The 13,569-nt window shown below is 62.7% G+C and carries 9 protein-coding genes and 2 pseudogenes; 5 read left to right on the top strand and 6 right to left on the bottom strand.

Annotated elements, in window-relative coordinates:
* Positions 1–50: 50 nt before the first annotated feature.
* Both ACVDG8_RS31610 and ACVDG8_RS31605 read left to right on the top strand, forming a co-directional pair.
* A pseudogene (locus ACVDG8_RS31610) lies at positions 51–897 on the top strand (ATP-dependent helicase); the annotation flags it as partial.
* 153 nt (positions 898–1,050) lie between these two features.
* Positions 1,051–2,732: pseudogene (locus ACVDG8_RS31605) on the top strand (ATP-dependent helicase); the annotation flags it as partial.
* Positions 2,733–2,741: 9 nt separating this feature from the next.
* Here the strand turns inward: ACVDG8_RS31605 and ACVDG8_RS31600 are convergent.
* The 5 genes from ACVDG8_RS31600 to ACVDG8_RS31580 form a co-directional block, all read right to left on the bottom strand.
* On the bottom strand, positions 2,742–3,791 hold the full coding sequence (locus tag ACVDG8_RS31600; RefSeq protein WP_447251971.1) for an ABC transporter permease: 1,050 nt from the start codon (positions 3,789–3,791) through the stop codon (positions 2,742–2,744).
* Positions 3,788–4,585, bottom strand: a complete 798-nt coding sequence (locus tag ACVDG8_RS31595; RefSeq protein WP_447257149.1) for an ATP-binding cassette domain-containing protein — start codon at positions 4,583–4,585, stop codon at positions 3,788–3,790. The genes ACVDG8_RS31600 and ACVDG8_RS31595 overlap by 4 nt, the downstream gene beginning before the upstream one ends.
* An 87-nt stretch (positions 4,586–4,672) precedes the next feature.
* The gene (locus tag ACVDG8_RS31590; protein WP_447251970.1) at positions 4,673–5,680 is read right to left on the bottom strand and encodes a substrate-binding domain-containing protein; all 1,008 of its coding nucleotides are present in this window, start codon (positions 5,678–5,680) and stop codon (positions 4,673–4,675) included.
* A gap of 99 nt (positions 5,681–5,779) precedes the next feature.
* Positions 5,780–6,685, bottom strand: a complete 906-nt coding sequence (locus ACVDG8_RS31585) for a sugar phosphate isomerase/epimerase family protein (RefSeq protein ID WP_447251969.1) — start codon at positions 6,683–6,685, stop codon at positions 5,780–5,782.
* Positions 6,685–7,716, bottom strand: coding sequence for a Gfo/Idh/MocA family protein (locus ACVDG8_RS31580; RefSeq protein WP_447251968.1), 1,032 nt, complete (start codon positions 7,714–7,716; stop codon positions 6,685–6,687). Before ACVDG8_RS31580 ends, ACVDG8_RS31585 begins: the two co-directional genes overlap by 1 nt.
* Before the next feature lie 296 nt (positions 7,717–8,012).
* Here ACVDG8_RS31580 and ACVDG8_RS31575 point away from each other — a divergent pair, with 296 nt between their 5' ends.
* Entirely contained in the window at positions 8,013–9,038 is a 1,026-nt protein-coding gene (locus ACVDG8_RS31575; RefSeq protein ID WP_447251967.1) for a LacI family DNA-binding transcriptional regulator, read from the top strand.
* Between the two features lie 16 nt (positions 9,039–9,054).
* Here ACVDG8_RS31575 and ACVDG8_RS31570 read toward each other — a convergent pair whose 3' ends face one another.
* The gene (locus ACVDG8_RS31570) at positions 9,055–10,203 is read right to left on the bottom strand and encodes a hypothetical protein (protein ID WP_447251966.1); all 1,149 of its coding nucleotides are present in this window, start codon (positions 10,201–10,203) and stop codon (positions 9,055–9,057) included.
* A gap of 356 nt (positions 10,204–10,559) precedes the next feature.
* Here ACVDG8_RS31570 and ACVDG8_RS31565 point away from each other — a divergent pair, with 356 nt between their 5' ends.
* Positions 10,560–11,975 (top strand): esterase-like activity of phytase family protein, encoded by a 1,416-nt coding sequence (locus ACVDG8_RS31565; RefSeq protein WP_447257148.1) that lies wholly within the window; start codon positions 10,560–10,562, stop codon positions 11,973–11,975.
* A 106-nt stretch (positions 11,976–12,081) separates the two neighbouring features.
* On the top strand, positions 12,082–13,554 hold the full coding sequence (locus ACVDG8_RS31560; RefSeq protein ID WP_447251965.1) for an MATE family efflux transporter: 1,473 nt from the start codon (positions 12,082–12,084) through the stop codon (positions 13,552–13,554).
* Positions 13,555–13,569 lie beyond the last annotated feature (15 nt).

Raw genomic sequence — 13,569 nt, 5'->3', positions numbered from 1 at the left:
AACGTAGACAGTTCTGGTCTTTCGCTGCCGAATCACTACATTCGGGGGCGATGTCGGGCTTTTCCGAAGACATGCCTTTTTTCGATGAACCGAATGCGCGGCCCGCGGCCCCGTCCGGCGGCATAGCCGCGCGCGCCATGGCGGCGCGCAGCGGCCAGAACGGCGCGCCCGATTATCTCAAGGGCCTCAATCCCGAACAACGGCTCGCCGTCGAAACCACCGAAGGCCCGGTTCTGGTGCTGGCCGGCGCCGGCACCGGCAAGACGCGGGTGCTCACCACCCGCATCGCCCACATCCTCGCCACCGGCCGCGCTTTCCCCTCGCAAATCCTCGCCGTGACCTTCACCAACAAGGCCGCGCGCGAAATGAAGCAGCGCATCGGCATCCTGATCGGCGAAGGCAATGTCGAGGGCATGCCCTGGCTCGGCACCTTCCACTCGATTGGAGTGAAACTGTTGCGCCGCCACGCCGAGCTCGCCGGGCTGAAATCGGACTTCACTATCCTCGACACCGACGACGTGGTGCGGCTGATCAAGCAGCTGATCCAGGCCGAAGGGCTGGACGACAAACGCTGGCCGGCCAAGCAGTTCGCGCAGATGATCGACGGCTGGAAGAACAAGGGGCAAGGGCCCGCCGACATCGCCGAGGGCGACGCCCGCAGCTTCGCCAACGGCAAGGGCCGCGAGCTCTACAAGGCCTATCAGGAGCGCCTGCAGACGCTGAATTCCTGCGACTTCGGCGACCTGCTGTGCCACCCGATCCGCATCTTCCGCGCCAATCCGGATGTGCTGAAGGAATATCACAAGCGCTTCAAATACATCCTGGTCGACGAGTATCAGGACACCAACACCGCCCAGTACATGTGGCTGCGGCTCTTGGCGCAGCGGCCGCCATCCTCCCCCTTGGGGGAGGTGTCCGCGAAGCGGACGGAGGAGCTCGCCGCAGAAGGCACCGCCAGAACGTCGAGCACTGCCGCGAGGACCCCATCCGACCGGGCTTCGCCCGGCCACCCTCCCCTCAAGGGGAGGAAATCCGCGCGCTGCCTCCACCGTTAACATCTGCTGCGTCGGCGACGACGACCAGTCGATCTATGGCTGGCGCGGCGCCGAGGTCGACAACATCCTGCGCTTCGACAAGGATTTCCCGGGCGCCACCATCATCCGGCTGGAGCGCAACTATCGCTCGACCGCGCATATCCTGGGCGCCGCCTCGCACCTCATCGCCCACAATGAAGGCCGCTTCGGCAAGACGCTGTTCACCGACCGCAACGATCCCGAGGACGGTAAGGTGCATGTCCATGCCTCCTGGGACTCCGAGGAAGAGGCCCGGGCCATCGGCGATGCCATCGAGACCTACCAGCGCCAGAAACACCGGCTGAACGACATGGCGATCCTGGTGCGCGCGTCGTTCCAGATGCGCGCCTTCGAAGACCGCTTCATCACGCTTGGCCTGAATTACCGGGTCATCGGCGGCCCGCGCTTCTACGAGCGGCTGGAAATCCGCGACGCGCTGGCCTTCTTCCGCGTCGTCGCCAACAGCGGTGACGACCTCGCCTTCGAGCGCATCGTCAACACCCCGAAGCGTGGCCTGGGCGAAGCCACCATCCGCCAGATCCACGACACGGCGCGGGCCATGCGCATCCCGATGCTGGAGGCGGCCGCCACACTTGCAGAAAGCGACGAGCTGAAGCCGAAGCCGCGTGCCGCTCTGCGCGAGGTCGCCGCCAATTTCGAACGCTGGCAGAAGGCGCTGGAGACCACCCCGCACACCGAGCTCGCCGAGACCATTCTGGAGGAGAGCGGCTACACTGACATGTGGAAGAACGACCGCGCCGCGGATTCGCCGGGACGGCTGGAGAATTTGAAAGAGCTGATCCGCTCCATGGAGGAGTATGAATCGCTGCGCTCCTTCCTCGAACATGTGGCGCTTGTCATGGACGCCGAGCAGAATGCCGACCAGGACGCCGTCTCGATCATGACGCTGCATTCGGCCAAAGGCCTCGAATTCGAGACCGTCTTCCTGCCCGGCTGGGAGGAAGGCCTGTTCCCGCATCAGCGCGCGCTCGACGAAGGCGGCCGCTCCGGCCTCGAGGAGGAACGCCGCCTCGCCTATGTCGGCCTGACGCGGGCGAAAAAGAACCTGCACATCTGGTTCGTCTCCAACCGCCAGATCCACGGCCTGTGGCAATCGACGATCCCGTCGCGCTTCGTCAACGAGTTGCCCGAAACCCATGTCGAAATTGCCGACAGCGGCAACAGCTATGGCGGCTACGGCAACCCCTATGGCGGCGGCGCCTTTGCCTCGGGACGTGGCGGCGGCCGGCAGAACCCTACGGCGCCTCGCGCTTCGACAATGTCGGCGCCAAGGATCAGGGCAGCTTCTCCAATTCTTATGCGACGCCCGGCTGGCAGCGCGCCCAGGCCAACCGCACCGAGGCAACCGACCGCAACTGGGGCACACGCTCCGGCCACCAGGTCGAGCGCATCGGCTATGGCGAGACCGACTCGGGCTACGGCGCCGGTCGCACCAGCGTCAAAGGCCGCACCATCGAGGGCGAGCTGGTCGCCAAATCCGTCGCCGACACGCCGTCCGCCTTCAACGTCGGCGACCGCGTCTTCCACCAGAAATTCGGCAACGGCAACATATCGGCCATCGAAGGCAACAAGCTCACCATCAACTTCGACAAGGCCGGCCAGAAACGCGTGCTGGACGGGTTCGTCGCGGCGGTGTGAGGACGCCCCTCACCTGTACCTTGCCTGGTTCCACTTATGCCCCAGCAGCGACAGGATGATGATCAGGCCGTTGAAGAACTGCACGTAGAAGCCGCTCAGGCCTGCAGCCACGACGCCGGTCTGGATGAAGGACACGGTGACCGCGCCGATCGCGCCGCCGATGACCGTGCCGACGCCGCCCCAGGTCGGCGTGCCGCCGACGAACACCGAGGCCAGCACCGGCAACAGATAACCGTCGCCGGCGGTCGGCCACCAGGTGAAGTTGATCATCACCGAAAACGTGCCGGCGATCGCAGCACCGATGCCGGTGAAGACGAACACTTTCACCCGCACGCGCTTGACGTCGATGCCCATCTGCCGGGCGCTGTCGGGATTGTCGCCGACCACCTTCACCTGCGCGCCGAAGCGATGGCGGTTGTAGAGCATCGCCGACAGCACGACGAAGGCGATGGCCCAGAAGATCTGCACCGGGATACCGTAAACCTGGCTGGAGAAGATCTTGTAGGCCGCGCTGTCGGCAAGGCCGGTCAGCGCCATCGACCTGCCCTCGTTGATGATCTGGATCAGGCCGCGCAGCAGGAAATTCATGCCGAGCGTGGCGATCAGCGACGACAATCCGCCATAGACGACCAGCGACCCGACGAGGAAGCCAAGCAGCACGCCGGTGAGAACCGCCGCCGCAATGCCGAGGAACGGATCGTAGCCGGCCTGCACCACCAGGGCGAAGACCCAGGAGGCAAAGCCCATCGTTGCCGGGAACGACAGGTCGATCTCGCCGCAGGTGACGACGAAGACCAGCGGCACCACAACGAACAGCGCCACGGGCAGCGTCGTCAGCACCGAGCTGTAGAGGTACCAGGTGGTGAACACGGTTGGGTTGGCGATCATGAACACCGCCATCATGACGATGAACACGGCGAGCGTGCCGAGCGATGCGCGGTTGTCGAGGACGAAGCCGCGCAGCCAGTGATCGGATGGGTGTTTCCACTCGGCCCGGGCGGGTTCGTTGCGCGGCAGGCCGAGAGGCTTTTGCAGATCGGGTTCCATGACCTTGCTCATCGTGCCCTCTGCTCCGTTTCGCCGCCATCGTGCAGCCCCGGCAACCCGCCCGGATGCGCCACGTCTTCCATGAAGTTGATCAGCTCCTCGGCCGACTTGACCTGGCCGCGGTCGGTGGTCAGCGCCACCTTGCCGCGGTCGAGCACGACGAAACGGTCGGCGATGTCGAAGACATGATGGATGTTGTGGCCGATGAACAGGATCGAGCGGCCGCTCGCCCGCACCTGGCGCACGAAGTGGAACACCTTGGCGGTCTCAGTCAGCGACAGCGCCGTCGTCGGCTCATCGAGGATGATCAGCTCGGCCTGCTTGTAGATGGCGCGCGCGATCGCCACGCCCTGGCGCTCGCCGCCCGAAAGCTGGCCGACGATCGAGTGCGGTGTGAAGACTTTCGAGGTGAAGCCGATCTCGCGCATCAGCCGGCTCGCCTCCTCGATCTCCTTGTTGACCTTCAGAAAGCCCATGACGCCGGTCAACTCGCGGCCCATGAAGATGTTGCGCACGATGGTCTGCTGCACGGCCAGCGCCCGGTCCTGGAATACCGTCTCGATGCCGGCCTCGCGCGAGCGTGCCGCACTCCATCCGGTCACCGGCTTGCCGCGCACCAGGATCTCGCCGCTGGTCGGGCTGACCACGCCGGACAGGATCTTGATCAGCGTCGACTTGCCGGCGCCGTTGTCGCCGATCAGGCCGACCACCTCGCCGCGGTCGACGGCGAGATCGACGCCGCCCAGCGCATAGACCTGGCCGTAGGATTTCTTGATGTCGCGCAGTTCGATGATGCGTTCGGCCATCGGATCCTCGCTTTTCATTGTCGCATCCCGGCCTCGTTGCCGGCGGTCCTGCCGGCCGGGACTAACCCGGCCGGCAGCCTTGGGAGGTCAGCGCAACGCCTGCTTGGCGAGCTCTGAGACGATCTCATAATTCTGCGGCGTGACGAAGCCGGCGCCGGTGTCGACATTCATCGGCGCCAATCCCAGCACCACTTGCTGGCAGAGACTGAGGATAGGCAGGTAGCCCTGCAGGAACGGCTGCTGGTCGGCGGTCAGCTGCACCCAACCGCCCTTGAAGCCCTCGACGATCTGCGGGCTGGTGTCGAAGCCGAAATTGAAGATGTCGCCCGGCTTCCTGCCCGCCGCCTGCATGTATGTCGGCACATTGCCGAGCATCTGTCCGCCGGGGTAGCCGACCGCCTTGACAGTGGGATTGTTGAGCAGTGCCGCGGTGATCACCGGAATGGCGAGATTCGGATCGGCTGCCCACTCGGTTGCGGAATTGATTTGAACGACATCGACGCCCGCCTCTTTCAGTGCCGCGACTGTCCCACGCTCGCGTGCGCCCCGGCTTTCGTTCTCGAATGGGCCGATCATGATCGCCTTGTCGCCGGCCTTGAGACCGGCCAGCTTGAACGCCTCGGCGCCGAGCGCACGGCCCTGCTGTTCCTGTTGCGCGCCGACGTAACCGCCGCCAAACGCCGCCGTTACCGTCGGCACCGGCACGTTCTGGTACATCATCTTGATGCCGTCCTTATGCGCCTGTTCGGCCAGCGGCATGATCGCGGCGTCGCCGGGATGGCCCATCATGGCGATGCCGTTGGGCTTGACGGCGACCGCCTCGCGCAATTGCTGCACCATCTTCTCGACGTCCCAGCCCGAGAAGATGTAGTCGACCTTCGGCCCGAGATCGGCCGCCGCCTGCTTGGCGCCATTGTAGACGATGGTGCCGAAAGCGTCGCCCTCGGCGCCTCCGACGAAAAAGCGAATGTGCACGTCCTTGCACCACTGGGCGTCAAGGGCTTGCGCCGGCAAGGTGGAGATGGCGGCGCAAAGCGCCGTGGCGGCAGCCATGACGCTCGTGCGCAGAAATGTCGTTCTCAACGCGATGCTCATGCACGTTCCTCCCTTTTCCTCCCTCGCATGCCGAGGGTTTTTGAAATTGTTTCGGCGCTTGGCCGCAAATACAGGCCGGCTCCTCCAGCCGGCTGGTCGCTACGTCGGATTTGGCAGGTAGCTGGCGCCTCCCCGGCATTGCTTCAAATAGTCCAGAGCTCGGGCCTGCCCGGTGATCTCGAGGTCGCCTCGATAGACCGGGTCGTGCCAGCCTTCGATGTCGATGGCGCCCTTGTAGCCAGCCAGCCGCAATTCGCTGATCACCCGCGTCCAGTCGCTGTCGCCGAAGCCAGGCGTGCGCATCTGGACGAAGGGCAGCCGGCCAAACACCCCGTGCTCGCGGATCACGTCCCAGCGCACCGTGGCGTCCTTGCCGTGGACATGAAAAATGCGCGGCGCCCATTTGCGGATCTGCGGGATCGGGTCGATCAGGTAGACGAGCTGATGGCAGGGTTCCCATTCGAGCCCTAGGTTGTCGTCCGGCAGTTCGTTGAACATCAGCTCCCAGGCGTCGGGATTGTGGGCTATGTTCCAGTCGCCGGCGGCCCAGTTGCCGTCCATGGCGCAATTTTCGAAAGCGATACGCACGCCCTTGTCGGCGGCGCGCTTGGCCAGCGGCCCCCACACTTCGCGGAAGCGCGGCAGGCTGTCGGTCAGCTTCTTGCCACGGATACGGCCGGTGAAGCCGCTGACCATGGAAGCGCCGAACAGATGCGCGTTGTCGATCACCGTTTCCCAGGCCGCGAGCACACCGCGATCGACCTCGCCGCTCTCAAGCGGATTGCCGAACACGCCGAGGGAAGACACGATGACATCGGCATCGCCGATCGCCTCGCGGATCTCGCCGGCGAGCCGCGGCAGGTCCTTGCCGCCCGACGTCTGCCAGAAGAACGGCTGGATACTCTCGAAACCGAGCGGCAGGATCTGTTTGATGTAGGCGGCCGGGTCGTCGAGATTGGCCCGCACCATCGTTCCGATCCTGATGTCGAGCAGCGGGTTTGGCATCACTCTGCTTCCTGTCCAATCGCCACGCGCCGTCCGGTCTCGGCGCTTTCGATCGCGCCGAAAACCATGGCCAGGCTTTTGATGTTGTCGGTGCCGCGTGTTTCCGGCTCGGTGCCGGTTTCGATGGCGTACATGAAATCCTTGATGATGCCGAGATGGCCGCCGATGCGATCGGCGGGGTCGAGCGGCGGCACGTCGATCGCTTGCGTTTTGTCGATCAGGCCGTCACGGCCCGATACCACCACTTCCGCCTTCAGCCCGTCATGGCCGTCCCAAATCATGCTGCCGCGCTGGGCGACGATGCGCCAGCTGCCTTCCCAACTGGTGCGAAAACCGTCGGCGCACCAGGAGCCGGCATAGGTGAAGACCTTGCCGCCGCCGAGATCGAAGACGGCGCTGGCGGACGAGCCCTGCCGGTACCAGGAATTGGCCGGCTCCCATTCCTGGCAGTAGACGCTGGCCGGCTCACCGCCGGCCATGTAGCGGGCGGCGTCGAAGGTGTGGATCGCCATATCGAGCAACAGCACATGCGCCATCTCCTCGCGAAAGCCGCCGAAATGCGGCGCGATGAAGAAGTCGGCATGGATGCTGGTCGGCGTTCCGATGGCGCCGGAGTCCAGGAAGCGCCGGATGCGCCTGACATTGGCGACATAGCGTCGGTTCTGGACCACCGCATGGATACGCCCGGCTTGGCGGGCGGCGGCGATGATGGCGCGCGCATTCTCCGGGCTGTCGGCCAGCGGCTTTTCGGTCAAAAGATGGCAGTTGCGGCCAAACGCAGTAAGCGCAACTTCGCGGCGGGCGGCGGGAACCACGACATCGAACACCGCGTCGGGCCTGGTCTGGTCGAGAACGGCGTCGACACTGGTGCCGATGACGGCGCCGGTGAGATCGTACTCACGCGCCCTCGCCTTCGCCCGTTCGGCGTCGAGATCGACGAGACCGACAATAGCGAGGCCGTCGATCTGCCTTGCGGCATCGAGCCACTGCCTGCTCATCGCACCACAGCCGACGAGGACGACATTCATCATCCGGCGTTCCTCCCGTTCGGTCCCTCCAGACCGAATGTCACGGCATCCACGGCATCACCGTAAACGTTTTCCCGTAAACGTTTACGAGAACACACCCGATAGCGTAGATTGTCAACTGGCTGCCGCTCGAAAATCGTCCCGAAGCCTTGGCCTGAGCGGCAGCCAGTGCTAGAGCAGTTGGCCATTCAAGAAATGGCGAACTGATCTAACTCTTTGTTTTTGACGCAATTCCGGACGGAAAACCGCTTCGCACTTTTCCTGGAATTGCTCCGGCCAAGGCAGGGGGAGACTATTCTTTGGCGTCCAGCATCCACGACCTTGCGCGTCACCTGAACATTTCGATCGGCACCGTGTCGCGGGCGCTGAACGGGCGCGCCGACGTCAATGCGGACACCCGCCAGCGCGTGCTCGACGCCGCCAAGCAGCTCAACTATTCGCCCAACCAGTCCGGACGCAGCCTCAGGCAAGGCGCCACCCATTCGATCGCCTTCATGCTGCAGCCGCATCCGGGCGACCAGCAATATGGCGAGCCGTTCTTCATCCCGTTCCTGATCGGCCTGCAGGGCAGGCTGGCCGAAAGCGGGCTCGACCTGACCGTGGTGATGGGCGCGCCCGGCGACTACCAGCAGGAGCGCCTGCGCCGCGTCGTCGAGACCCGCCGCGCCGACGCCGTGGTGCTGGCCTGGACGCGGCGCCAGGACGAGCGCATCGACTATCTGCTCGAGGCCGGCTTCCCCTTCGCCACGCTCGGCCGCAGCCGCACCGGCGGCAAGGCCTATCCCTCGCTCGATCTCGATTTCGAAAAGGCCGGCGCCGATGCCGTCGACAGGTTGGTCGCGCGCGGCCATCGCCGCATCGCCGCCATCCGCCCTTCGCTTGATCTCAATTTCGGCTATCTGTTCCTCGACGGTTATCGCAAGGCCCTCAAGCGGCACGGCATCGAGGTCGATCCGGCGCTGATCGCCGACGCCTTCATCAACGAGGCCGGCGGCTATCAGGTGACGCCGCGCGTGATGCTCGCAAAAGACCGGCCGACCGCCATTATCTTCAACAACGACGCCATGGCGCTTGGTGGCTGCAAGGCGCTGGCCGAGATGGGCATCCGACCCGGCCACGACATCGCGGTGACCGTCATCGTCGACACACCGCTCTGCCGCTATTTCTCGCCGGCGCTGACCGCCTTTCGCCCGGCGCTGGAGCCGATGGGCCGGCGGCTGGCCGAAATGCTGCTCGCCGGGCTTCCCGCCTTTGCCGGCCCGGAAGGCCCGCGCATCATCCGCGAAGTCTGGCCGCTGGAGCTGATCGCCAGAGAGAGCGATTGAGCATAGGAATAATATGTCAACTCTGTAGATACTCCTCATATTCAGAGAAACTGTTGATCATTAACTTTACCGCATTAGATAATATTTCGCCTATTTTCAAAAACTTCCTGCGTCCGACATTAAATTTAGTTGTCAATGGAGGAAGTTTTTGGAGATTTGAATAGGAAAGGTCGAGAGCCGATCCGAATTCCTTCATAACCAAAAGGATTCCACTAATCGATGATCGAAGAATTGCTTTCTCATCATCTGATACCGTGTCACTCAAAATAAGAACATTGTCAAAATGATCCAAAACAGACTTCTGCGTATTAAATATTCCGTCGACTATCGGAGAGAGGCGTTGCGTGTAGGCTTCTAGAATATTTCCGATTTCGTCAAACATAGCCTTGGTATTAGACACATCACTGGGATCTGTGTTTCTTTCAACTGCGGAATTAATCTCCGGTGTTAGCTGTTTTAATATTTCTGAATATGCACTCGTCAATCCTCTAAGAGATTCAAGCCCCTTCGTGGTTTCTTCGGTTTCGTCTAGAACTCCGCTTTCATTATATGTTGCCTCTACGTTATTTTGTTTTAAGCTATCTTCATTTGGTATGGGAGAATGCGAATGGCTTTCTACGGTATTCAATTTCCACCGCTTGACGCTTGCGCGAGCACTCTCTAAGAAACGCCTTACTTTATCTTCCAATTCCTTGATTTCATCAAAATCAATTGTTAACGCCTTACTTTGAATATCAGCACGGAACTTCTTTACCTTATCGAGCTGCAGAGGGTCGAAATTACTTGTGTCAATCGATACATGTTTTTTAAACAATACCTGAACATGCCTATTTTGAAAGATGGAATCCTTCTTTTGTATTGCGTGATTTACCTCTTCCTCGGTACCTGATCTGGCGCGAGGAGTCTCAGAACCGAGACGGCCGCCGACGACAGCTATCAATAAATCGTAATCGGCCAGCATCTGATCGTTGACGGCCAATTGACCATCGTCAGAAACCTGGCCAACGACGTTTTGACCCCAATGGACAACTTCAAAATGAATATCGTTCTCATAGCCAAATATTCTATTATAATCAGATATAACCTCAGATATCTTTTCTCGGTATGGATTCATATCTGAAGGGTTTGACATAATTACTTTTACACAATCAATGGGTCTGATCATTGGGCACCCTGAGAAAACTCGAAGTTTAGGAAAGGTAGAATTTCTCTTTTGCTTTCGTATTGCAAGCAAATTTCGGTAGGCGCAGACAAATGAGATAAGATCGACCGAGAGGTGAGCCCAGATTAGCCCATCGCTGGCGTAGGCTAGGCGAAGGAGGAACGGCCCTTAACCGGAGGTGGGCGGGCAGAGCCGCACCTGTCACGCAGCCATCATGTTCGCGTCCTAAACCGCTTGGCGGAAGGGGTGCGGCATCCTGATGCGACGCCCGCTCCGACATGTTTTGCCACGAGGGGATATCCATGAAGCATCTCAACCGGACCGTCGCATTCGGCGCGGCGCTTGCGCTGTTCACCGCCATGACGCCGGCCCTTGCCGACGGCGTTGCCTATGTCAACAAGGGTCTGGTCGGCATCGGCCGCATCCCGGCAAGCCAGAAGGACAAGTTCGGCGAAACCTTCGGTTCCGGCTCGGGCATGGCGGTCGACACCAAGGGCTGGGCGCGCGACGGCAACGCCTACAAGGGCTCGCTCTGGCTGTTGCCGGATCGCGGCTACAACGTCGCCGGCACCACCGACTACCGCCCGCGCCTCAACAGCATTTCGATCGAGCTTGCCCCGGTGGCGCCAGGTTCCGCGCCGGCAACGGGCAAAGAACAGTCGGGCGTCAAGGCGACGCTTGCCGACACCATGCTGTTGACCGACGACAAGGGCGCTGACGCCACCGGCCTCGATCCGCTGAACGGCGTGCGCCCGGCCGCCGGCGACATGCCGATCCTGCCGCAGGCCGACAACGGCAAGCTGGCGCTGGACAATGAGGCGATCGTGCGCCTGCCCGACGGCACCATGTTCATCTCCGACGAATATGGCCCCAACATCTACCGCTTCTCGGCCGACGGCCATCTGATGTCGGCCACCCAGCCGCCGGCGGCCCTGGTGCCGATGCGCCACGGCAAGCCGAACTTCGCTTCCGACAATCCCGGCCCCGGCGCCGCCGAGCCGGATCCGAAGGATCCCGAGACCGGCCGCCAGAACAACCAGGGCCTCGAAGGCATGTCGATGACGCCGGACGGCAAGTTCCTGATCGCCGTGCTGCAGTCGGCGACCCGCCAGGATGGCGGCGATTCCGGCTCGACGCGCCAGAACACCCGCGCGCTGGTCTATGATGCTTCCGACCTCGCCCACCTCAAGCTGGCCCATGAATATGTCGTGCCGCTGCCGGTGTTCAAGGACGCCAAGGGCAAGACCAAGGTGGCCGCGCAGAGCGAAATCGTGGCGCTCTCCGACACCCGCTTCCTGATGCTGGCGCGCGACAGTGGCAACGGCCAGGGCCTGAAGGGCGCCGAGTCGGTCTATCGCAAGATCAACATTGTCGATCTCTCCGACGCCACCGATATCGCCAACGGCCCGTTTGACGCCGCCGACAAGCCGGTCGCGCCGAAAGGCGTGGTCGATCCGTCGGTGACGACGGCCAAGCTGACGCCTTTTATCGACATCAACGACAAAGCTGAGCTCAGCCGCTTCGGCATGCACAATGGCGCGCCGAACGACAAGAACAACCTCTCGGAAAAGTGGGAGGCGATGTCGCTGGCTTCGGTGCTCGATCCGAAGCTGCCCGACGACTATTTCCTGTTCGTCGCCAACGACAATGACTTCCTGACCCAGGATGGTTTCCAGGTCTGCGCGCCCTACAAGGCCGACGATGGCGCCGATGTCGACACCACCTTCCTCGTCTTCCAGGTCACCCTGCCCGGCCTCGCCAACAACACGCAGTAAGGCGGCGTAGAGCCAGATACCTGCCCATCTGGCTCGGCCACAAAGGCGTGCATGTGCATCAGGCCTGCGATAGCATCGCGGGCCTGATTCATTTTCGGTACCTCACATGGATGACAAAAAGCCCAGCCGCCAACGCGTCGGCGACCTGACCAGCGGTCCGATCCCGCGCACGCTGCTTTTGTTCGCGCTGCCGGTGCTCGGCTCCAACGTGCTGCAGTCGCTCAACGGCTCGATCAACGCCGTCTGGGTCGGCCGCTTCCTCGGCGAGGCGGCGCTGACGGCGACGTCCAACGCCAATCTGGTGCTGTTCCTGATCCTCGGCACCGTGTTCGGCATCGGCATGGCCGCGACGATCCTGGTCGCGCAGTCGGTCGGCGCCCGCGACCTGCCGGAGGCCAAGCGCATCGTCGGCACCAGCGCCACCTTCTTCTTCCTCATCTCGGTCGTGTTCGCCGTCTGCGGCTGGATCTGGGTCGATGCCATCCTCACCGGCCTTGGCACGCCGGCCGACGCCTTGCCGCTGGCGCGCAGCTACCTGCGCATCATCTTCGTCGCCGTGCCGATGATGAACCTGTTGTCCTTCGTCATGACCGTGCTGCGCGGCGCCGGCGATTCACGCACGCCTTTCGTCTTCATGGCGCTGGCGGTGGTTCTCGACGTCGTCTTGAACCCGCTGCTGATCCGCGGCATCGGCCCCTTCCCCGAGCTCGGCATCGCCGGCTCGGCGACCTCGACGCTTGTAGGCCAGACGGTGAGCGTGATCGCCATCCTGATCGTGCTCTATGTGCGCAAACACCCACTGCGGCTGGCCGGCGCCGACCTGGCTTTGCTCCGGCCCGATCCGGCGCTGCTCAGGATCATCGTCTTCAAGGGCATCCCGATGGGGCTGCAGATGATCGTCATCTCGGCCGCGGCGCTCACCGTTATGGGCATCGTCAATTCCTATGGCTCGCAGGTCGCCGCCGCCTATGGCATAGCGGCGCAGCTATGGACCTATATCCAGATGCCGGCGCTTGCCATCGGCGCCGCGGTCTCCTCGATGGCGGCGCAGAATGTCGGCGCCGGCCGCTGGGACCGCATCGGCAAGGTCGCGGCATCCGGCGTCGGCTTCAACATGGTGCTGACCGGCGCATTGGTGGCGCTGCTTTTCATCTTCGATCGCGCCGTGCTCAGCCTTTTCTTGAGCAATGACAGCACCGCGATCGACATTGCCGCCCACATCAACAAGGTGGCGTCGTGGTCGTTCATCCTGTTCGGCATCACCATCGTGCTCTTCGCCACGGTGCGCGCCACCGGCGCCGTCATGCCGCCGCTGATCATCCTGATCATCTCGGTGCTGTTCATCCGCACCGGCTTTGCCTATTCCATGCGCGGCGTGCTCGGCCAGGAGGCGCTGTGGTGGAGTTTCCCGGCGGGCTCGATCGCCTCGCTGATATTGGCCATCGCCTATTACCGCTTTGGCCACTGGCGGACCATGCACAGGATCGAGGACAGGCCGGCCGCCGGCGAGCCGCCCGACACGGGCCTCGGCGTGCCGCGCCAGCGCGCGCATATCGCAACCGAGACGCCGAACGGCTGAAATATCAGGCGTTGC

It is taken from the genome of Mesorhizobium sp. ORM8.1 (genome assembly GCF_053005525.2).
This window is presented reverse-complemented; position numbering and strand designations above follow the sequence as displayed.

What these genes read in the sequence shown, in the direction of transcription:
- ACVDG8_RS31580 (WP_447251968.1), bottom strand. Translation starts at nt 7,716, where the DNA reads ATGATGAATGTCGTCCTCGTCGGCTGTGGTGCGATGAGCAGGCAGTGG.
- ACVDG8_RS31600 (WP_447251971.1), bottom strand. Translation starts at nt 3,791, where the DNA reads ATGAGCAAGGTCATGGAACCCGATCTGCAAAAGCCTCTCGGCCTGCCG.
- ACVDG8_RS31570 (WP_447251966.1), bottom strand. Translation starts at nt 10,203, where the DNA reads ATGATCAGACCCATTGATTGTGTAAAAGTAATTATGTCAAACCCTTCA.
- ACVDG8_RS31565 (WP_447257148.1), top strand. Translation starts at nt 10,560, where the DNA reads ATGACGCCGGCCCTTGCCGACGGCGTTGCCTATGTCAACAAGGGTCTG.
- ACVDG8_RS31585 (WP_447251969.1), bottom strand. Translation starts at nt 6,685, where the DNA reads ATGCCAAACCCGCTGCTCGACATCAGGATCGGAACGATGGTGCGGGCC.
- ACVDG8_RS31595 (WP_447257149.1), bottom strand. Translation starts at nt 4,585, where the DNA reads ATGGCCGAACGCATCATCGAACTGCGCGACATCAAGAAATCCTACGGC.
- ACVDG8_RS31560 (WP_447251965.1), top strand. Translation starts at nt 12,082, where the DNA reads ATGGATGACAAAAAGCCCAGCCGCCAACGCGTCGGCGACCTGACCAGC.
- ACVDG8_RS31590 (WP_447251970.1), bottom strand. Translation starts at nt 5,680, where the DNA reads ATGAGCATCGCGTTGAGAACGACATTTCTGCGCACGAGCGTCATGGCT.